We start from the raw sequence: 19,951 nt of genomic DNA, 5'->3' as shown, positions 1-19,951 counted from the left end.
CTCACTCGTTGTTCAGTTTTCAAAGATCAAGCTCGTTGTCGGCGCCGTTTATCTCGTCACCAGCAACTCTTATAATATATCATGTTCTTCGATCAATTGCAACACCTTTTTTTCAATAAACCATGTTAGCATATTGATTAAGTATCCATAACTCCAATCATCAAACTATTGTTACCTGTCTGCGACTGGATTTATAATATAACACGAATCTATTGCTAAAGACAACCTTAATTTTTACCAATTTAAAATAGCCTTTAAGCCACTTAGTATCACTATTTATGAATTCATACCCACAAGAAAAAAGCATACTGTCCAGCATTATTCAATGCAGGGCAGTATGCTTTTAAAAGACAACCTAAAGGATTGTTAGTTCGAGATCCATGGATTTCTGCTCTTTTTCGTAACCCCTTTACGAGAATTCTGATGGGGGCGCTGCTTGCTGGAGGTTTTAGGGCTGGAAGTAGTAGATTGCGCTGAAGTTTTCACTTTAGCTGCAGATGCTTTTGCTGTTCCTCCTTTACTCTTCATTGCTGGTCCAGAATGTTCCGCTTCCACTGCTGGTATCGTTTCCTGCTGAATAAATTCAGGATCCTGAATCTCAGGTACCCGATTATGTGTATCATTCTCTAGGCCCGGATACATAGGATATGCCGGAATATTCGAGACCATAGGAGCTGTAAACATATTGGGTGATATCACATTTCCTTGCGGGGCCTCAGCTACTCCATAAGGTGAAATCATCCCTGGCATCTGCTGCATATAGTCAGGATATGGATTAATCATCGGCTGCTCATAGGAATAGGGCTGAGCCTGCTGTAACGGCATTGCTGGACCGCAGCCGCAGGAGGGCCATGGCAAATTAACGGCCTGTTCTTCATACTGAGGCATACCATATGAGGAATTTTCGCTGAAAGGACTGATATTGGGATATTCCGGTGTAGAATTCTGATACCATGCTCCCGTAAAATCGGATACCGGATACATGTCGTATGGGGAAGCATACTCCGGCATATAGTTTGCTGGCTGAACGAAATTTGGAGCTGAGTTCATCCCCATTACACCCATAGGCTCATAGAGCGGATAAGCCGGTGGGCAATCCCCGAAATATGGATTTCCACTTAGTCCGGGGTATCCTACCGTGTTACCACATGACGGAGCTTTGTTTTCATACCAGAAAGTGGGCTGAATTTCTGAATATGACTTTCCCATAGGCGTTTCATGCTTCATGATTTCCTGTGTAGGCATTGAAATTTGCACAAACAAACTTTGTGTTTCATGAATTTTTTCATGAACCGGTGAAACTTCTGGCGCTTTGTTCATTATAGGTGAGACTTCTGGCGTTTTGTTCATTATAGGTGAGACTTCTGGCGTTTTGTTCACTATAGGTGAGACTTCTGGCGCTTTGTTCACTATAGGTGAGACTTCTGGTGCTTTGTTCACTATAGGTGAGACTTCTGGCGTTTTGTTCACTATAGGTGAGACTTCTGGTGCTTTGTTCATTATAGGTGAGACTTCTGGCTGTACAGGCACAACTTGAGGCACATTATTCACTGCTGGTGAAACTTCGTCGGATGGCTGCTCTTTGACTCCGGTATAATCTTTGGATCCAAGTTTTGTTTTGTCAATTATAGCCGTTGCTTCAGATTGTGGATCCATAGCAGAAGGGTTGCCCTTTTTAGGTATATTGACCATTTCGCCAACCAGGAGTGCATTAGGATTCTTCAGTTGAGTGTTAGCATCAATCATATCCTTTAGTGTAATTCCCCATGCTTTGGACAGCTTCCACAAGGTATCCCCTTGCTTAACAGTGTGTTTGTAGTAGACCTCATGGTTTTCGGGAACCTGAACGGCTGATGTTGGAATTTTGACCTTATCGCCAACGGCAAGCACATCCGGATTACTGATTTGTGGATTGGCGTCGATGATTTTTTGCAGAGGTACTCCGTACTTTTGCGATAATGCATATAGCGTATCGCCGGATTTGACAATGTGTATTTTCACGCAGCAATAACCTCCTATAAGTTTTGTGAGCATTACTCTCCAGCCCCGTCTCACGCAAAACTCGGTTCGAAATCATAGCTAGATTTTGTTTCGCATGGCTTCCCGAACCAACTTTGTTCAAAACGCAACTCCGAAAAGCATATGCCAGGTTTTGCGGGCTCATACTTCTATGAACGGCGTGTGCACTACAATAGCCTAGCTGCAATCTCTGATGCTGAGTGCCTTGCTAGGTATTCTGCCTCCCTGCTTCCTCATATGCAGAGCAGCCGCCCCCTTCGTTACTACATCTTATGCAGCCCATAGGCGATTGACATCCCTTAAACAAAAAAAATCCTTTCATGCATGGCATGAGAGGATTTTTGCTGTAACATTTGGTTTTGTTCTAAACGCGTTTTATTCCCAAACCTTGTAACCGTCTTTGTCCACAACATTGCGGAACTCTTCAAGCAGCTGCAGTGTAATTGGCCCTGCATGTCCTGCACCAATAACCCGGCCGTCAATTTCACGAGCTGCAATAACTTCGGCTGCTGTACCGGTGAAGAAAACTTCATCCGCAATATACACATCATGCATAGTGAACGGTTCTTCTTTCAGGGTTAAACCTAGCTTTTCGCACAGCTCAATAATGGCCAGGCGAGTTATACCTTCAAGCGCTCCCAGATAGCAAGGCGGAGTGTAGACAACGCCTCTTTTGACGATGAAAATATTGTCTCCTGAACCTTCGGTTACATACCCTTGAGCATTCATCATGATTGCTTCGTCTGCCTCTGCCAGATTGGACTGGATTTTGACAAGGATGTTATTGAGATAGTTCAGAGATTTGATCTTCGGATTCAGCGCATCCGGGATATTGCGGCGTTGCGAGACAGAAACCGCACGAAGTCCGTTCAAGTAAGCCTGTTCCGGATAAATAGCCAGCTGTTCTACAATAATGATAACGCTGGCTTTGGGGCAACGGCGGGGATCCAGACCTAAATTGCCGGGGCCGCGGGATACAATCAGACGGATATATCCGTTACGCATCTCATTCAGACGAATAGTTTCAGCCATGGCTTCCAGCATCTCATCATAGCTCAGCGGAATGTCCAGCATGATGGATTTCGCTGAATCATACAGCCGGTCCAGATGTTCCTTGCACTTAAAAATGTTGCCGTTGTAGATACGGATGCCTTCAAAAATACCGTCTCCGTATAAAAATCCGTGATCAAACACGGACACCTTTGCATTTTCCTTCGTTACGTGTTGTCCATCTAGATAGATCCATTGCTCAGCCATGAACTTACTGCACCTCCGCTTTCTCTTCCTCATAGGTGTATGTGGGATACGAGCCCAGAATCCGCACCTGACAGCCCAAGGCTTTGATTTCTTCAATTGCCCCCGGGAGCAGGACCGATTCTATCGGTTCCAGCACATCAATATAAAAATAATAAGTGCCCAATTTCTTCTTCGTCGGCCGTGACTCAATACGCGATAAATTCAGCCGACGCCAAGCAAATGCAGCCAGCACCTGATGGAGCGCCCCCGGAAAATCTTCTGGAAGAGTCACAAGAATGCTTGTCTTGTCACCACTGCTTGTTCGTGGAAGTTCCAGCTTCTGATGACCTACCAGCACAAACCGGGTGTAATTGTTATTATGGTCTGTAACCTGCCGCTCTACTATCTCAAGCCCGTGCGTCGCTGCGCCAAGCGCTGTACCGATTGCCGCCCAGCCCCTACCGGGATTCTTAGACACAATTTCAACGGCTTCGGATGTGCTTCCGACCGATTCCAGTTCAGCCCAAGGAGCGTGATTGCGGATAAAGTGCAGGCATTGTGCCATGGCAACAGGATGAGAAAGGATTTTGACCACTTTAGAGTAATCCTTACGGCCTTCAGCATCCGTGAATTCCTTGGGATTACTGATCAGATTCTGAACGGACGGAAAAATCCACTCCGCCTGCATTGGCAGGTTCACTTCGTTAATGAGCCAGTCAATATGCAGACTCACCGAACCTTCGATCGTATTCTCAATAGGAATCACGCTGTAGTCCGTCACACCATTAGCTGTGGCCAGAAAAACATCAGAGATAAGCTTATGATGCTCAATATTTACAGGCTCATCACCGAATAAATGCAGCAGCGCTTCGTGTGAGACTGAACCCTGCGGCAACACTGCTATTGATTTCATAACTGTTTTTCCCCTTTTATCATATCCAAAAATGACTTACTTTGCATCTGGTTTGTTTCGATCAGCTCTGAGACAACCCCTGAAGTACAGGGCGACAGCCAGCAGGTTAGAGCGGGAATACCATGCTCCATCATTGTTTGTTTTAGAAAAAGCTCCAGCTCCTGCTTACGGTCCCCATTTCGCTCAACCATACAAAGCAGTGTAGGTCCGGCACCACTTAGGGCAATACCCAGTGCCCCATGACTTGTCGCTTCAGCCAGCAGCTTCTCCATACCAGGCACCAGAGGCGCCCGATAAGGCTGATGCAGACGATCCTGCATGGCAGGGCCGATGAGATCGAGCCGGCCTGTAGCCAAGGCAGCGGTCAGCAGTGAGGTCCGGCTGATGTTATGGACAGCATCCCCCACCGAGATCTCAGATGGAAGCACACCACGTGCTTTGGTGGTAGAAAGCTCGAATTCTGGAATAACTACAAGAACCTCAAGATCACGGGGAGGCTCAATCCGGATATATTCCGCATGCTTGCCATCCCATACAGCTGTGATAATCCCACCGAAGAGTGAGGCTCCCACATTATCGGGATGCTTCTCTAGGGCTGTTGCCATATCGAACAGCTTGGCTAGACTCAAGGGGGAACCAATCAATGTATTTGCTGCTGCCATTCCCCCAACAATCGCCGATGCACTACTTCCAAGTCCACGTGTAAGCGGGATATCGGAGTACATGGTAATGGAAAGCTCGGGAATCTCTACACCCGCTTCAGCAAAGACCATTTGTGCCACCTGGTAGAGTAAATTGCTCTTATCCTTAGCTACACCTGCCATCTCATCTCCATAAAGATGAAATACAGTTTCTGCGGCTTCCTCCATTTCAATCCAGGCATATAGGGATAGTGCCATGCCCAGCGTATCAAAACCCGGCCCCAGATTAGCGGTACTGGCGGGTACTTTAACTCTAGACCTTCCGTACATACTCATAGCTGGTAAAATCTCCTTCTTTATTTTTGGAGCGGAGCTGTCATAGAGGATTCAAGGTTCAGCCTTCTACGCGATAGTGGCTCTTAATACGGTGAATAACCTTAAGCTGCTCCAGATGCCGCATTACTTTATTCATACTTGCCTTGCTCGCATTGTGTGTCACGATGATGATCTCAGCGTCCGGATTATGAGGATTCGCCTGCTGTACTACGGAATCCAGACTGACATCGTACTCAGCAAACACCTGCGTGATTTTGGCTAGAACCCCTGCTTTATCATCCACATGCAGCAGCAGGAAATTCTTATAAAAGATATCTTCATCACTTTTGAGCTTCTTCTGTTTGTACGGAACAATCTGTTTCAGCCCGTTAACACCCAGCTTAAGATTCTTAATAACGGCCACCAGATCCGCTACGATGGAAGTTGCTGTTGGCATAGCACCGGCCCCTGCACCATAGAACATGGTTTCTCCCACAGCTTGACCATATACATATACCGCATTATATACACCGTTCACGGAAGCAATCGGATGGCTTGCCCGAATCATCGTGGGCTCCACACTAATACTGAATTCATCTTCGTGACTCTCGGCGATGCCCAGCAGTTTCATTTCATAGCCCAGTCTTTTGGCAAAAGCAATATCCTCCTTGCTCACACCAGAGATGCCGCTGACACTGACATCACTTAGCTCAACGTTGGTCCGAAAACCAAGTGTGCCGAGAATGGCCATTTTGCGCGCAGCGTCCAGGCCCTCGACATCCGAGGTCGGATCTGATTCAGCGTATCCCAGCTCCTGAGCTTCTTTCAACACATCAAGGTAGGATGCGCCTTCCTGACTCATTTTGCTTAGTATGTAATTGGTAGTCCCGTTTACGATGCCCATAATCTTTACGATTTTATCAGAGGAGAAGCCTTCGATCAATGTACGTATAATTGGAATTCCACCGGCCACACTGGCTTCATAAAATACATCGCATTGTTTCTCCTGCGCCTTGGCCAGAATCTCCGAACCATGTAGCGCCATCAAATCTTTGTTGGCGGTCACGATATGCTTGCCTCGTTCCAAAGCCTCCAGAATATATTCCTTCGTTCCGGCGATCCCGCCCATCACTTCTACAATAACGTCAATCTCCGGATCACGGATAACTGCCCACGGATCATCGGTGATTATAGCGGCATCCACATCGATATCCCGGGCTTTCTCAGTATTCTTCACTGCAATGCGCTCAATAACAATCGGAGAACCCACCTGGCTGCTCAGATCCTCCTGATTCCCTTCTACGATACGGACTACGCCCGTACCTACTGTTCCCAGACCCAGTAACCCCACTTTGACCGGCTTCATTTGAATCCTCCTAAAAGTTTTATGAAGCAATACTCCTTGGTTATACTACGTAATAAAACTCGCTTCGAAAGCATATGCCTAAGTTTTATGAAGCAATACTTCTTGGATATACTCCGTAATAAAACTTGCTTCGAAAGCATAAATTTCTCGAGCCAAGTCACCCTTGCCCGATAATTAAGGCCCGTTTTACTCCGGGTATTGCCTTTAGACTGTCCAGCATATCTCCCAACTCTTCGTTCAAATGCGATATCTCCACAGAAATAACGACATTGGCCCGCCCCTGCAGCGGAATACTCTGATGAATCGTCAGTACATTGGCACCATGAACTGCCACAGACCCTAGCACCTTGGACAGCATACCGGACTCGTGCTCCAAATCAATGGAGATTGTGACAATACGTTCCCGTTCGAGCTGATGGATCAGATGAATGCCATCCTTATATTTATAAAATGCACTACGGCTAAGCCCAACCTGTTCTACACCTTCATGTACCGTCTTGGCGTCTCCCGCCTCAAGCAGCTGTTTGACCTGCATGGTCTTCAGTACAGCGTCAGGCAATATGTCCTCTCGGACCAAATAATAGCGTTCTTTCACGAACGTCCTCACCTCAAAGACTTTTGTGTTTATATAGTGGACATTATACGGGATGGCCGCTGTATAATGCAACAACTTTTCACATACAACGCCCTCACCCGTTGCGGCAAGCTCATATTTGGCACTGAATACAACAAATCCCATGATATTTCAGTTTTAGCTCCACATAAAAGTAACCAGTCACCTATCAGGAATCAATCGCTATTGTCGTTCCGTATTAATCACAAAGCCATTGAAGTCAGCTTCTCTAGAATTCTACAAAAAACGCCGGCTATACCTCCCTTTTCGGGGAAAGCACAGTCGGCGTTTGAGATTTATGCGTCAATCCACAGCTTAATAATAGCTGCTGTTCTCAACGAACTCGAATTCAAAATCAGCGATTCGGACAATGGTTCCTTCCACAGCACCCCGTTTGCGGAGTTCTGCATCCACACCCATATGGCGCAACGTGCGGGCCAGCTTCAGTATAGCATCGTGTGTACTGAGCTGCATCCGTTTCAGCATCCGTTCAATCCGGGGGCTGCTGACAACAAAAGCATCATTGTCTCGCGTAATAGTGAAAGAGTTATCCTCTTCAGCTTCAAGCTTGTATACCTTGCGTTCTTTGGTTTCGGCTACTTCCTCCACAACCGGTGCTACAGGAATACTATCGAGGATATCTGTTGCCCGGTAGAGAAGTTCCTGAACTCCTTGGCGGGTCAGAGAAGAAATCGGCATAATCTCCATCTCCGGCCGGAGCTCTGATACCTTCTCACGGAAAGCAATCAGATTAGCCTCCGATTCAGGCATATCCATCTTGTTGGCTGCTACGATCTGCGGGCGGTCAACAAGCCCCGCATTATATTGTCTCAGCTCATCATTAATTTTCACCCAATCCTCGAAAGGATCACGGCCTTCCGAACCGGACATATCCACCACATGAATGATGATCCGTGTGCGCTCAACATGACGCAGGAACTCATGCCCCAAGCCTACGCCTTCACTTGCCCCTTCAATAAGTCCCGGCAGATCGGCCATGACAAAACTTCGGCCGTCACCTACATCCACGACACCCAGGTTCGGTGTAATGGTTGTAAAGTGGTAAGCTCCAATCTTAGGTTGAGCAGCGGACACGACCGAAAGTAGAGTGGATTTACCCACACTCGGGAAACCCACGAGCCCTACATCTGCCATAACCTTCAATTCCATCACAATGTAGCGTTCCTGGCCTTCTTCACCATTCTCCGCGAGCTCTGGAGCTGTATTATTAGCCGTGGCAAACCGAGTATTTCCCCGTCCGCCCCGTCCACCGCGAGCAACCACGACCTGCTGTCCATGCCGGGTCATGTCGGCGATCACTTCCTGGGTGTCATCGTCTATCAATACGGTACCCGGAGGAATGCGTACAATCATGTGTTCAGCGTTCGCTCCATGCTGACTTTTGTTGCGCCCCTTAACCCCGCGCTCCGCTTTGAAATGGCGCTGATAGCGGAAGTCCATCAATGTACGCAAACCTTCATCTACCCGGAAAATAACGTCTCCTCCACGGCCGCCGTCACCTCCGGCTGGTCCGCCTTCCGGTACATACTTCTCCCGGCGAAAGGCCACAAGACCATCACCGCCGTCCCCGCCTTTTACATAAATCTTAGCTTTATCTACGAACATTCTAGTTCACCTTCCTTACATCTCCAGCGGCAGCCGTAACGCTACAAAGCTTTTGTTACTTCCAGGCTGTTCCGCTTTGATAATTTTCCCTTGTACTATATTATAAATTTGCCCCTGTAGCAGCTCGGGATTGCCATGATCACCGTCGCCTTCGAAAGAGATAAGAATGTCTCCTCCATCCTGTGTAAAACCAAGCCGGAGCTTTCTTGTATCGCCATGCAAGGCAAGTCCACTGTATTGATAAGCCCTCACCGTCTGCATGATTACCTGCGTAAGCTCTTCACCCATGTCCCCGCCAAGCTTGTCCTTGAGCTGCAGTCCTTCTTCAACCTGTACCTCAAGCTCTAAGCCGCTTCTAAAGGTTCGGAAAGACTGCAGATAGAACACGAGCGAAGGAATACCGAGCTTAGCTATACGGCTGTCCAATTCGATCCGTTCCTTTATTCTTCCCACACACTCCAGAGATTTATCAGGCTTACCGAGCTGGATATATCCGTAAAGTACCTGCAGATCATTCATCCAATCATGACGATGATGATTGAGTGTCCGGTTCGCCGCTTGCTGCAGCGTCTTCTCCTGTATTCGCAGTTCCTTTTCAAAATGGCGCCGATTGTATACAGAACTAAAAGCAAGCACTGCGGCTATCCATACGCTTAGCAGCAGAAATGTGAAAAGGGTAGTTCGCCAATACAAGAGACCTAAAGGAAACAATACGGATAACATGACTGCCCAGATTAACCATTTCCAGGATTTCATTCTTTCTCCCCGTCCCTCAGTTCGCAAAATTCATGCCCATTTAGCCGTTCTCTTCACTTGATATTTACCATTTTCCAGTATAACACAGGGTTTCTCTGCAATCACCAGCAATTCAAATTCAAACAGATTCTCTTGAAAAAAAGCCCCCGGCACTCATGCCGGAGGCTTCTACTTGCAATTTGATTCCGAAAGCTTACGCTTCCAGTGCCGCTGCTACCGGAGCGACATCAACCGGGTACACGCTCACTTTTTTGCGATCGCGGCCCCAACGTTCGAACTTCACTACGCCATCAACCAGAGCAAACAAAGTATCATCTTTACCGATGCCTACATTTGTTCCCGGGTGGATTTTGGTTCCGCGTTGACGAACCAGGATGTTGCCGCCGGTAACTGCTTGACCGTCAGCACGTTTCACGCCAAGACGCTTGGAGTGGGAATCACGTCCGTTCTTTGTGGAACCTACACCCTTTTTCGATGCGAACAATTGAAGATCCAATTTCAACATGTTGGTCAACCTCCTTCTTTAAATAATGACTTCCTGTATCTTAATATACTTCCCGTATGAATCTGCGATATCACCAAGCATAAGTACCATGGACTCCAGCAGAAGCTGGACCTTGGCAGACACTTCAGGACGATCTATGGGAACGAGGGTCCCGCTAAGAAATCCATCCTTCATCGAAGTATCCAGAACCACGCCGGTCAGACGTTCAATCGAATTCACCGTTCCAACCGTGACGGTAGAAACGCCGGCGCAGACGATATCCCTGCCATTCTTTGCGTATTCTGCATGCCCTTTAATGGCAAAACCGACAATCGCACCTTGAGCAGAAGCCCGTGTAATCCGCACGTTAATCATTAACGCACCTTCTTACGCTTGAATCTTCTCGATAGTTACTTTGGTGTACGGTTGACGATGGCCTTGTTTCTTGTGGTAGTTCTTCTTCGGTTTGTATTTGTAGACTACAACCTTCTGACCCTTACCATGTTTCTCGACTTTAGCTGTTACAGACGCGCCGCTTACCAGCGGAGTTCCTGCAGTCAGACCACCATCGTTAGAAACAGCCAATACACGGTCAAACGTTACGCTTGCGCCGTCTTCAGCTTCCAGCTTCTCAATGAACAACACGTCGCCCTCTTGGACTTTGTATTGTTTACCGCCAGTTTCGATAATTGCATACATTGTACTTGCACCTCCTCATGTCTCAGACTCGCCTAGTCTAGGTGGCAATTTCCCGGAGGAAACGCGCTTATGTACCCGATCGGAGCGGTTGCAGCATGTGCAGGATTAGAACAACCAAACACATACTTGAAGATAATAGCACACATATTACATACAGTCAATGGTACAAAAAAGTTAAATAGCGAGTTCCGGGCGTATAGCGGCTTCATTCCAGCCACGAACCAATCTTACCCGTCCCCCCGCAGCATTGGCAAATCACTGGAGCAAAGCCTGCAGAATCATGTCTCGCCTTCTTGCGTGTCATCTCCAGCAGACCAAGGTGTGTCCAGCCAAGAATATGCGTCTGTGTGCGGTCCCGGCTGATGACCCCCTCCAGCCGTTCCATAACCATCCGCCGGTGCGCCTCCTGCTGCATATCAATAAAGTCGATGATGATGATGCCTCCCGTATCCCGCAAACGAATCAACCGTCCGATCTCTTCCGCCGCAAGGAGATTCGTACGCGTTACGGTCTCCTCGAGCGAAGATCCGCCGGTGTACTGGGCGGTATTGACATCAATTACGGTCAACGCCTCCGTCTCATCCCAGATCAGGGTTGCCCCGCCCTCCAGCGTAATCTTCCTGCCAAAACTTTTGTGAAGCTGCTCCTGCACCCCGTAAGCTGCAAAGATAGATTCCTGTCCATGATAGAACCCTACAGGCTTGTACTTTCCAGGAGCCATGTCATTCAGGAAGGCTTCTGCCTCCCGGACCGCCTTGCCAGAGTCAATCATCAGTTCATCGCGCTGCGGATTAAAGGCATCCCTGATAAAGCGCTGGACAATACTGAGATCTGAGTGAAGCAGTGCCGGTGCTACTGTCTCCTGAGATCGGCGGATGATCTTTTCCCATTGTGCCCTAAGAAAAGAAAGGTCACCTTCCACTGCCTCCACGGGTTCGTCCTCCGAGACGGTACGCATGATAATCCCCTCTTCACGCCGTCGAAGCCTTTCACCAATACCTTTCAGCCTATTGCGTTCCGATTCACGGCTGATTTTTTTGGATACACCAACATATTCTGCAAAGGGCATGTACACCATCCAGCGTCCCGGTAGTGTATAGTGGGTTGTGACGCGTGCACCTTTACCGCCCCGCGGTTCTTTTCTCACCTGCACCACAATTTCCTGGCCGGGCTCGAGCAGCGTTTCAATGGAGGGCTTCACCTCCGGCTGCTTGTCCAGATGGGGATGCAGCACATCATCTACATATAAAAAGGCATTCTTCTTCTGTCCGATGTCCACAAAAGCTGCCTGCATGCCCGGCAATACATTCATAACCCGCCCCTTGTAGTAGCTCCCGACCAGTCCTTGCTGCTGATCACGTTCAGCCGCATATTCCACCAGGCTCCCATTGTCCAGAAGAGCCATCCGGGTAACATGCTGCGAGCAGTGAACGATCATTTGTTTCATGGCTTCACCTCTGGTTTGAATCAAAATTCCATAGTTCATTTCTAGCTGGACGATCATGTCCCTAATTACATTCCAAAATAAGATGAGATCAATTTCTGCTCCGGCACAACGGCCACAATGGCTTTATCTTCATTCATTACATAGATAAAATGATATTGGTTACGTTTAAATAGACGCAATATATCATCCAAAGGTTTCGCGGAAAAGGCAACTATCGGACGCACTGCGCTCCCCGACTGCCGGTAGCGTTCATAAACAGCCTCCCTGTTCATCAGAAAAGAGACAAAGCGGTAAGGCAAATTCCGCTGATCTGTAAGGTTCGAATACAGAAGAAAGGCACCGATCATCAGGAGATTCAGACGGACTCCTCCACCCGTACCCAGCGGCAGTATGGAGTATAACAACACCAGCACACTCGCCGCGATGCTCACTCGGCCACACCATAGCAATGTGACATAATAGGGAAGCAGCAGACTAAGCGTCGCCTGAAAAATTTTACCGCCATCCAGAGGAAGAACAGGCAGCAGATTAAACATCGCGATAATGGCATTGGCCTGTATGAAATAAGTCAGAAAGCCACTATTTCCATATCCAGTCTGCTGGAGTCCGTAGGCCATCAATATCAGCACCAGATTCTGCAAAGGGCCGGCTGCCGCAATACCGATCTCCCGTGTTGCGTTAAGCCGTCCATGATCCTCCATAACTGCTACACCTCCGAAAGGAAGCAACTGCACGGATTTCACACCTACTCCGCAGAGCAGCGCAGCACACACATGTCCCAACTCGTGGATGAACACAATGGTGAACAGCGTCAATAGCTCCAGAAACTGCCCGGTAATCACGGAGAGTAGCATAATCAGCACGAACAAGGGATGCAGCGACAGTTCAATGCCTCTGATCCTAATCAAACGATACCACTTCAGCGGGATCAATATAAGTCTTGTCTTTCATAATGGCAAAAAAAAGCAGAGGAACTGAAGCATTCTCCTGTTCCTGAATCCAGCCCACGGCATCCCCGCTCTGGACCCAATCATCCGTTGCCAGCTTTGTACCACTCAAATGTCCGTATTCAGCCGTTACATCCCCCGTATGCCTTACCGTAATCCGGATTCCGCCTTCCGCTTCTTTGGCAACAGATAATACACGCCCCGTATCTACACTTTTCACCGTGAGTATACCGTTTGAATCTTCCGCAGGCATAATCTCCACACCTCTTAATGTTGCTGCAAAAGGACGGACAATGCTTCCTTCAAGCGGGGCATTCAGATCATGAGCAGCGTTCACTTTCACTGCTGGCTGGTTTTTATCACCAAAAATCGGAATAAACGCCGGCGCTCCATTGAAATGTTCCTCATACCAAACCTGGGCGGCAGCAAAATCCATATCTTTGGTGAGGGCATCGGCAATAAACACCTGTGCTTTCAATGCCCATGGCTGTTGAACGTTAAAGATCCCCCATACTGCACCAAACACAATGAGACTCGCAATAGTCCTCCGCATAAAGCCCGAAGCAAACCGTGGCTTGTCTCCTCCTCCTTCATCCACCCAGTCGTTACGCCGCTGCTTCCACAGGGCCTCTGGGTCGGGTTCAGGAATCTTGGAAAAGTCATGTGAGGCTCTTTCTCCCCATTCCTTGTAAGTTGTTGTATGGGCAGGTAGTTCGAACAACGGGGGTACAGCAGTCCCCAGCGAAGCATCATCCTGCTCCAGCAGGCTGCGGATACGCTGCTTGCGGCGGCCTTTTAAATCTGATTTCTGTTCCATATCGATCCCTCCGGCGGGCTTGTTTTACTTTCATTTTATGAAAGTCGCAAGCTGCTTTAGAACAAGCCCTGCCGGGATGGAAAACAGAAATGGGAAAGATCCCTTATTGCGGGCAACTTTATTGAACCATTTCTGAGAATGGATAACGCGAACCTTTGAAATCCTTTGAATCCGAAGCAAAAATCCCGCCGCAGAATATCTGCAGACGGGACCTTTGCTGACTCTTGGTATAACACTTTGGATAATGACTCCGCCTCAGCCCATACCGAAAAACTTCTTCAGCTTCTTAAAGGCACCCGGTTTCCGGTCAAGCTGCATCAACGGTACCGCATCACCCAGAATACGCCGGGCGATATTGCGGTAAGCGATCGCTGCTGGCGAATCGGGATTCATTACGGTCGGTTCCCCATTGTTCGCTGCCTTGATGACCAGCTCATCATCGGGAACAATACCGATCAAATCAATATTCAGCACCTGCAGGATGTCCTCAATATCGAGCATATCCCCTGATTTCACAAGTCCCGGCCGAATCCGGTTAACCACCAGCTTCGGCGACTCTACATGGGACTGCTCCAAAAGGCCAATTATCCGGTCAGCATCCCTTACCGCGGCATGCTCCGGCGTAGTGACGACAATGGCCTTGTCCGCTCCGGCAATGGCGTTACGGAAGCCATGCTCGATCCCAGCGGGACAATCGATCAGGATATATTCGTATTCCTTCTTGAGTTCAAGAATAATATCCTTCACCTGCTCCGGTGTAACAGAGGTCTTGTCTTTGGTCTGCGCTGCAGGTAGCATGTACAGTTCTTCAAAACGTTTGTCCTTGACCAGCGCCTGGTTCAGGCGGCAGCGTCCTTCCGCCACATCCACAAGATCATAGATGATGCGGTTCTCCAGCCCCATAACCACATCCAGATTCCGAAGTCCAATGTCCGTATCGACCAGACATACTTTTTTGCCCTGCAATGCAAGCGCGGTGCCAATATTGGCCGTTGTGGTTGTTTTGCCAACTCCGCCTTTGCCCGAGGTTACGACAATCGCTTCTCCCATGGAGGCTACACCCCTTTAAACACATTTAAACCCTCACGTAATTTGACTATATTATGAATTTTGTCGATCTGCATAGCACCGCTTGATAAATAAGCGAATTCCATGCTGCTCTCGCGGGTTTCCCATTCATCCGGCGGACGGCTAATCACATCGGCAATCCTCAGCTGTGTAGGTGACAGCAAAGATGCAGCAATAATTGCCTCCTGATTGCCGTCTACTCCGGCATGAGCCATTCCGCGAAGCGCTCCGAGAATATAAATATCACCCGTACAGGTAATCGACCCTCCGGGATTCACATCGCCCAAATACAGAAGATTCCCTTCATGGTGCAGTACTTGGCCCGAGCGAATTATTCCACTGATCAGAAACAGGGCATCACTGTCCTTATCCCCGGGTTCTTCCAAGGCTTCAACAGAACGAATTAACAGATTGCCTTGGCTCTTCAGAATGTCTAACACGGCTTCCTTGTCTTCTTCAGTTACTGTACGGCTGCCGAGCTTAATGTCCACATGCACAATTGGTCCGGTCAATATATTCTGATGGCTATGCTCCAGCTTATAGCGAAGTTCGCTCAGGAGATCTTCAAAGGGACACTTGTCGTCTAGCAGGAATACCAGGCCATCCTTGATGCCCTTAATCCTTACATGCTTGGATTGTACTGTCATTTGCCTGTCCCCCCATTCTCATTCATTCGTGCCGGGCCAGGCAAATTCCTTCTTTCCCATGTAAGAAAATGCAGTCCGGCTTCACGCCGCCTCTTCCTTGCGGGTCTCTTTCTTCAGCAGTTCAATCTGCCTCCGGAGAGGAACATAGAGGAGGAGGGCGATAGCAAAATGAAATAACATGGTAGGCAGCATATGATGCAGCAATGCCCAGTTATAAGGAACCTGGCCTAAATTAAATACACTGTAAATGGCAAAAAGCACACTATCCTCAAGCAGGCTGCCCAGCAGCACCACCGTCATCATCAGCGGCAACGGAGCACGCGGAATCTGAAATATCAGGCCAATCAGATAAGCAGATAACCCCATTGCAAAAGAGTGGGCACCAAGAATACGTCCATAGAACACCACATCGTGCAGCATTCCGAAAGACAAACCCAGAATAAGTGCCGTATGGCGGTGATGGTATATCGTTACAAACAGGATCACAATAAACACGAGATTAGGAATAACCCTCATCTCCCAAGCATCCGGCAGCAACCACGGCATTATAGTGCCTTCTACAATAAATAATAGAAATAATAACAGAATTAATACGGATCTGCGCATCTTCACTATTCTGCACGCTCCTCCGTAAAGACAACGAACAATCCCTTCCAGTCTTGAAAACCCGCCGCCGGTTTAATGATTGCAGTAGAAGTTAAACCAAACTCCCCTGTCTTTACCTCTTGGACCGTGCCGATGGTCATTCCACGCGGATACAGTCCCCCAATGCCTGAGGAGATGATGGTATCCCCTTTGGCAACTGGATTTCCTACGGGAATCTTGTTCATCATCAGCATTCCGGTCTGTTGGTCGTAACTCTCAATCATCCCAAAGGTGTCGCCTTCCTTGTTAAAAACCGTAGCCGCAATTGGCGGCTGGGAGTTCGGATCATTTGCATCCATCATGGTCATTAGTTTCACCGTGGAGGTGAAATTGCTTACTTTGCTGATCACACCAACCAATCCCTCTACAGAGGTCACGGACATATTAGGCTTAACTCCGTCCTTGGACCCGAGATCAATAACAAGTGTGTTATTATTAGGCTCGGTAGTCACGCTGACAACGTTAGCAATATGGTACTCATAATTGTACAGATTTTTCTGTGCCTCAGTAAAATGAAGTTTTATTTTGTAACCTTCATTTTCGGCTTGAATGAAATTATATTGGGCTTTGTCACGTGCATATTGCGCTGCCAGAATTTTAAGCTCCTCATTCTCTTCGGCAAGATCCTTCAGATTCCCAATATCTTGGAACAAGCCCGCTACATATCCAGCGGGCTTGTAGAACAAATTCTGCACGAAACCAGTCGTGTCTCTAAGGAAATTCTCCGGCCATGACAATGATTTCCTGGTTGCCAGACTGAAACCCATAACAACGATAAACATGACCAGTGAAATCAATAAAATGAACAGACGTTTATTGTTAAACAGTTTAAACAGTTCCAACACCCTCTAACAAACGTATTTCTCCCATAACAGGGGTTTGACGTTCACAAGCAGACAATTTAACGCTTTGAACGGAGGCTTGAGTTGCTGCGGCTCTTGAAGAGATGAATATTCTCCAGGGCTTTGCCTGTTCCGATAACTACGCAATCCAGCGGATTCTCAGCAACAATGACAGGCATACCTGTCTCGCGGGCCAGCAACTTGTCCAGGTTACGCAGCAGAGCGCCGCCGCCAGTAAGTACAATTCCCCGATCCATAATATCGGCAGCAAGCTCAGGAGGACATTTCTCCAGCGTTACCTTTACGGCCTCTACAATGGCATTTACGGTATCTGACAGTGCTTCGCAGATTTCATCAGAGGTAATGGTCAACGTCTTAGGCAGCCCGGTTACAAGATCTCGTCCGCGGATCTCCATAGTCTCGGTCATCTCCAGAGGCAGGGCAGAACCCACATCCATCTTGAGCTGCTCGGAGGTACGTTCCCCGATCATGAGATTATATTGGCGTTTGATGTATTGAATGATCGATTCATCCGCTTCGTCACCGGCAACCCGCACAGAACGGCTGGTCACGATACCGCCAAGGGAGATAACAGCTACCTCAGTAGTCCCTCCGCCGATATCAACAACCATACTGCCTGTAGGCTCCCAAACCGGCAGATCTGCACCGATGGCAGCAGCAAAAGGTTCCTCGATAATATAGGCCTCGCGCGCACCTGCCTGCTTGGTGGCATCCTCCACGGCACGCTGCTCCACAGCTGTGATGCCGGACGGTACGCATACCATTACATTCGGATGGCGCTGGAACATCGAGCGCTGTTTCTGCGCCTGGCGGATGAAATATTTAATCATAGTTGCAGTAGTATCAAAATCCGCAATCACTCCATCCTTCATTGGACGAATGGCACGGATATTCCCCGGCGTACGGCCGATCATTTTTTTGGCAGATTCGCCAACGGCTTCAATGGTCTTGGTATCTGTATTAATGGCCACTACGGAAGGCTCTCTGACAACAATTCCCTTACCGCGTACATAGACTAGCGTATTCGCTGTCCCCAGATCAATTCCTAAATCTTTCGTAAAACCACCTAACATGCTTGTATTCTCCTTTTCCTTGTATCTCTGGACGATTATATTACATGTAACCTTTTTCCTTCAAACTTACAAAACTGCTGTCTCCAATGATCAGATGATCCAGCACATCTATTCCGACAATCTCCCCAGCCTGAAGCAATCTTGAGGTTAAGGAGATATCTTCCGGACTGGGCGTAGGATCACCGCTGGGATGATTATGTGCGCATATGATAGCTGCGCTGCTGCATTTCATAGCTGCCCTGAACACCTCACGGGGATGTACAATGGAGGCGTTGAGGCTGCCCATGGATAATGTCTCCTGCGCAATAACATGATTTTTCGTATTCAGAAAGAGACAGACAAAATGCTCCTTCTGCAGGTAGCGTAGCTGCTCGGTCAATATCTCCGCCGCGTCCTGTGGGGAGCGGATGATGACCGGCTCGGTCAGCCGGGAATTTGCCATTCGTCTTCCCAGCTCTATGCCAGCTTTGAGTTGCACCGCCTTGGCAGGGCCGATGCCTTTGATATTCGTCAGTTCTTCAATGCTCAGGTCTGCCAGCCCGCGAAGACTGCCTGCCTGTCCCAGCATCCGCTGGGCAATATGAATAGCCGATTCCGCCCGCGTACCTGTACGCAGCAGAATGGCCAGCAGCTCTGCTTGACTTAGTGATTCTGCCCCATAATGCATCATGCGCTCTCGTGGTCGTTCTTCATGGGGGAGGTCCCGCAGCATAAATGGTTGCGACTCCATCCCTATCCCTCTTTCCTAATGCGATCCTTGAAGATCAAGCACCGAGATGCCAAAATCGGACAACATCTCCCCAAGCAGGGACAGCGGCAATCCGACCACGTTAAAATAACAGCCTTCAATCCGTTCCACCAGGGTGGCACCCAGTCCTTGAATCGCATAGGAGCCGGCCTTATCAGCAGGCTCTCCGGTCGCTATGTAAGCGGAGATTTCATCCATGCTCATCGCTCTCATGGTTACAGAGGTTACCCGGTGCCGGACCACGGCCTTCTCTTCAGGCAATCCTATGCAGGCTACTCCGGTATACACCTGGTGTGTCCGGCCCTGCAGAAGCTTAAGCATAGCTGTGCTGTCCTGCGGGTCTACCGGCTTGCCGAGCACTTGGCCGTCCAGCACTACGATTGTGTCACTGCCAACGACAATGGCAGCACGTTCACCGGCGGAAGGCAGGACTGCCTCTGCTTTGCGGAGCGCCAGGCTACGCACAATCTCCTCAGGTGCAAGACCTGGAGGTGTGCTCTCGTCCGCATCGCTTGATATGACCTCGAAGGGCAAGCCGAGCAGTGTTAACAGCTCACGGCGGCGCGGAGAACCTGAGGCAAGAATAATCAGTCTTGAGTTATCATACTCCACTGTAGTAACGTCCCTTCTGAAGTTAGCAGCGAATGCTACAGTCTCCGGTAGAGCCATAGGGCCGTAATAATTCCTGCAAGACTGAGCAGACACAATTTCAAATGAATAGTGATGTCATAGGTTATGATGTCCAAATCGGCTTGCGGCGACCATTTGAGTACAGTCGAGGCTGTAAGAAAAGACAAAGCTTTTACAGGTTCCAGCAGTTTGGCGATCCACGCCCCGGCCAGCCAGCCCAGAATTAGAAATAACAGCAGTATTCCCACATTTTTCTTCTTCATCTAAGTCTTCCCTCGCCATTTTTTGACACCCTAATTATTATACGGTGAAACGGAGTTCAACACAAACGTAAAATCCAGTCCGGAAATGATTACCACTCACCCATGAGTATTCTGAGCAGCACACCAGCCATTTGG

22 protein-coding genes and 1 other annotated feature are annotated in these 19,951 nt (G+C 48.5%); all 22 genes read right to left on the bottom strand.

Annotation, left to right across the window (positions count from 1 at the left end; translation table 11 throughout):
* Positions 1-366: 366 nt before the first annotated feature.
* Positions 367-2,034: a LysM peptidoglycan-binding domain-containing protein gene (locus ACAN54_RS20955; RefSeq protein ID WP_379159847.1), complete on the bottom strand. Its 1,668-nt coding sequence runs from the start codon at positions 2,032-2,034 to the stop codon at positions 367-369.
* Between the two features lie 360 nt (positions 2,035-2,394).
* Complete coding sequence (gene ilvE / locus ACAN54_RS20950; protein ID WP_379159844.1) at positions 2,395-3,276, bottom strand: branched-chain-amino-acid transaminase; 882 nt, start codon at positions 3,274-3,276, stop codon at positions 2,395-2,397.
* A 4-nt stretch (positions 3,277-3,280) separates the two neighbouring features.
* Entirely contained in the window at positions 3,281-4,168 is an 888-nt protein-coding gene (gene pheA / locus ACAN54_RS20945; protein WP_379159841.1) for a prephenate dehydratase, read from the bottom strand.
* Positions 4,165-5,145, bottom strand: coding sequence for a homoserine kinase (gene thrB / locus ACAN54_RS20940; RefSeq protein WP_379159838.1), 981 nt, complete (start codon positions 5,143-5,145; stop codon positions 4,165-4,167). The genes pheA and thrB overlap by 4 nt, the downstream gene beginning before the upstream one ends.
* Before the next feature lie 58 nt (positions 5,146-5,203).
* A complete protein-coding gene (locus ACAN54_RS20935) occupies positions 5,204-6,490 on the bottom strand; it encodes a homoserine dehydrogenase (protein ID WP_379159835.1) in 1,287 nt (428 codons plus the stop codon).
* A 157-nt stretch (positions 6,491-6,647) separates the two neighbouring features.
* Positions 6,648-7,085, bottom strand: coding sequence for an ACT domain-containing protein (locus tag ACAN54_RS20930; protein WP_020429271.1), 438 nt, complete (start codon positions 7,083-7,085; stop codon positions 6,648-6,650).
* A gap of 333 nt (positions 7,086-7,418) precedes the next feature.
* Positions 7,419-8,729, bottom strand: coding sequence for a GTPase ObgE (gene obgE, locus ACAN54_RS20925; protein WP_379159832.1), 1,311 nt, complete (start codon positions 8,727-8,729; stop codon positions 7,419-7,421).
* Between the two features lie 15 nt (positions 8,730-8,744).
* Positions 8,745-9,485 carry a Spo0B domain-containing protein gene (locus ACAN54_RS20920; protein WP_379159829.1) on the bottom strand — a complete coding sequence of 247 codons (741 nt, stop codon included), beginning with the start codon at positions 9,483-9,485 and terminating at the stop codon, positions 8,745-8,747.
* A gap of 193 nt (positions 9,486-9,678) precedes the next feature.
* Positions 9,679-9,990: a 50S ribosomal protein L27 gene (rpmA, locus tag ACAN54_RS20915; RefSeq protein WP_020429282.1), complete on the bottom strand. Its 312-nt coding sequence runs from the start codon at positions 9,988-9,990 to the stop codon at positions 9,679-9,681.
* A gap of 18 nt (positions 9,991-10,008) precedes the next feature.
* Positions 10,009-10,344, bottom strand: coding sequence for a ribosomal-processing cysteine protease Prp (locus tag ACAN54_RS20910; RefSeq protein WP_379159825.1), 336 nt, complete (start codon positions 10,342-10,344; stop codon positions 10,009-10,011).
* 12 nt (positions 10,345-10,356) lie between these two features.
* A complete protein-coding gene (gene rplU / locus ACAN54_RS20905) occupies positions 10,357-10,668 on the bottom strand; it encodes a 50S ribosomal protein L21 (RefSeq protein WP_074086590.1) in 312 nt (103 codons plus the stop codon).
* 14 nt (positions 10,669-10,682) lie between these two features.
* Positions 10,683-10,768: a sequence feature (ribosomal protein L21 leader region), on the bottom strand.
* A 105-nt stretch (positions 10,769-10,873) separates the two neighbouring features.
* The gene (locus ACAN54_RS20900) at positions 10,874-12,115 is read right to left on the bottom strand and encodes an Rne/Rng family ribonuclease (RefSeq protein ID WP_379159904.1); all 1,242 of its coding nucleotides are present in this window, start codon (positions 12,113-12,115) and stop codon (positions 10,874-10,876) included.
* A gap of 65 nt (positions 12,116-12,180) precedes the next feature.
* Positions 12,181-13,023 carry a M50 family metallopeptidase gene (locus ACAN54_RS20895; RefSeq protein ID WP_379159821.1) on the bottom strand — a complete coding sequence of 281 codons (843 nt, stop codon included), beginning with the start codon at positions 13,021-13,023 and terminating at the stop codon, positions 12,181-12,183.
* Positions 13,016-13,879, bottom strand: coding sequence for a peptidoglycan DD-metalloendopeptidase family protein (locus ACAN54_RS20890; RefSeq protein WP_379159818.1), 864 nt, complete (start codon positions 13,877-13,879; stop codon positions 13,016-13,018). The genes ACAN54_RS20895 and ACAN54_RS20890 overlap by 8 nt, the downstream gene beginning before the upstream one ends.
* A gap of 255 nt (positions 13,880-14,134) precedes the next feature.
* Positions 14,135-14,929 (bottom strand): septum site-determining protein MinD, encoded by a 795-nt coding sequence (gene minD / locus ACAN54_RS20885; RefSeq protein ID WP_379159815.1) that lies wholly within the window; start codon positions 14,927-14,929, stop codon positions 14,135-14,137.
* Positions 14,930-14,934: 5 nt separating this feature from the next.
* Positions 14,935-15,594, bottom strand: coding sequence for a septum site-determining protein MinC (gene minC / locus ACAN54_RS20880; RefSeq protein WP_379159812.1), 660 nt, complete (start codon positions 15,592-15,594; stop codon positions 14,935-14,937).
* A gap of 81 nt (positions 15,595-15,675) precedes the next feature.
* Positions 15,676-16,206: a rod shape-determining protein MreD gene (gene mreD / locus ACAN54_RS20875; RefSeq protein ID WP_379159809.1), complete on the bottom strand. Its 531-nt coding sequence runs from the start codon at positions 16,204-16,206 to the stop codon at positions 15,676-15,678.
* Complete coding sequence (mreC, locus tag ACAN54_RS20870) at positions 16,206-17,084, bottom strand: rod shape-determining protein MreC (protein WP_379159806.1); 879 nt, start codon at positions 17,082-17,084, stop codon at positions 16,206-16,208. The genes mreD and mreC overlap by 1 nt, the downstream gene beginning before the upstream one ends.
* A gap of 56 nt (positions 17,085-17,140) precedes the next feature.
* Positions 17,141-18,175 carry a rod shape-determining protein gene (locus tag ACAN54_RS20865; RefSeq protein WP_379159803.1) on the bottom strand — a complete coding sequence of 345 codons (1,035 nt, stop codon included), beginning with the start codon at positions 18,173-18,175 and terminating at the stop codon, positions 17,141-17,143.
* A 40-nt stretch (positions 18,176-18,215) separates the two neighbouring features.
* Positions 18,216-18,905 carry a RadC family protein gene (gene radC, locus ACAN54_RS20860; protein WP_379159799.1) on the bottom strand — a complete coding sequence of 230 codons (690 nt, stop codon included), beginning with the start codon at positions 18,903-18,905 and terminating at the stop codon, positions 18,216-18,218.
* Positions 18,906-18,920: 15 nt separating this feature from the next.
* Complete coding sequence (locus ACAN54_RS20855; RefSeq protein WP_379159901.1) at positions 18,921-19,535, bottom strand: Maf family protein; 615 nt, start codon at positions 19,533-19,535, stop codon at positions 18,921-18,923.
* 35 nt (positions 19,536-19,570) lie between these two features.
* Positions 19,571-19,816, bottom strand: coding sequence for a DUF4321 domain-containing protein (locus ACAN54_RS20850; protein WP_074086580.1), 246 nt, complete (start codon positions 19,814-19,816; stop codon positions 19,571-19,573).
* Positions 19,817-19,951: the final 135 nt, after the last annotated feature.

The sequence above is a fragment of the Paenibacillus diazotrophicus genome, assembly GCF_042610465.1.
The sequence above is the reverse complement of the archived record's forward strand: the minus strand, read 5'-3'. Positions and strand labels throughout refer to the sequence as shown.

What these genes read in the sequence shown, in the direction of transcription:
- ACAN54_RS20935 (WP_379159835.1), bottom strand. Translation starts at nt 6,490, where the DNA reads ATGAAGCCGGTCAAAGTGGGGTTACTGGGTCTGGGAACAGTAGGTACG.
- ACAN54_RS20890 (WP_379159818.1), bottom strand. Translation starts at nt 13,879, where the DNA reads ATGGAACAGAAATCAGATTTAAAAGGCCGCCGCAAGCAGCGTATCCGC.
- rplU (WP_074086590.1), bottom strand. Translation starts at nt 10,668, where the DNA reads ATGTATGCAATTATCGAAACTGGCGGTAAACAATACAAAGTCCAAGAG.
- minD (WP_379159815.1), bottom strand. Translation starts at nt 14,929, where the DNA reads ATGGGAGAAGCGATTGTCGTAACCTCGGGCAAAGGCGGAGTTGGCAAA.
- obgE (WP_379159832.1), bottom strand. Translation starts at nt 8,729, where the DNA reads ATGTTCGTAGATAAAGCTAAGATTTATGTAAAAGGCGGGGACGGCGGT.
- minC (WP_379159812.1), bottom strand. Translation starts at nt 15,594, where the DNA reads ATGACAGTACAATCCAAGCATGTAAGGATTAAGGGCATCAAGGATGGC.
- ACAN54_RS20850 (WP_074086580.1), bottom strand. Translation starts at nt 19,816, where the DNA reads ATGAAGAAGAAAAATGTGGGAATACTGCTGTTATTTCTAATTCTGGGC.
- ACAN54_RS20955 (WP_379159847.1), bottom strand. Translation starts at nt 2,034, where the DNA reads ATGCTCACAAAACTTATAGGAGGTTATTGCTGCGTGAAAATACACATT.
- rpmA (WP_020429282.1), bottom strand. Translation starts at nt 9,990, where the DNA reads ATGTTGAAATTGGATCTTCAATTGTTCGCATCGAAAAAGGGTGTAGGT.
- thrB (WP_379159838.1), bottom strand. Translation starts at nt 5,145, where the DNA reads ATGAGTATGTACGGAAGGTCTAGAGTTAAAGTACCCGCCAGTACCGCT.
- pheA (WP_379159841.1), bottom strand. Translation starts at nt 4,168, where the DNA reads ATGAAATCAATAGCAGTGTTGCCGCAGGGTTCAGTCTCACACGAAGCG.
- ilvE (WP_379159844.1), bottom strand. Translation starts at nt 3,276, where the DNA reads ATGGCTGAGCAATGGATCTATCTAGATGGACAACACGTAACGAAGGAA.
- ACAN54_RS20865 (WP_379159803.1), bottom strand. Translation starts at nt 18,175, where the DNA reads ATGTTAGGTGGTTTTACGAAAGATTTAGGAATTGATCTGGGGACAGCG.
- ACAN54_RS20910 (WP_379159825.1), bottom strand. Translation starts at nt 10,344, where the DNA reads ATGATTAACGTGCGGATTACACGGGCTTCTGCTCAAGGTGCGATTGTC.
- radC (WP_379159799.1), bottom strand. Translation starts at nt 18,905, where the DNA reads ATGGAGTCGCAACCATTTATGCTGCGGGACCTCCCCCATGAAGAACGA.
- ACAN54_RS20900 (WP_379159904.1), bottom strand. Translation starts at nt 12,115, where the DNA reads ATGAAACAAATGATCGTTCACTGCTCGCAGCATGTTACCCGGATGGCT.
- ACAN54_RS20920 (WP_379159829.1), bottom strand. Translation starts at nt 9,485, where the DNA reads ATGAAATCCTGGAAATGGTTAATCTGGGCAGTCATGTTATCCGTATTG.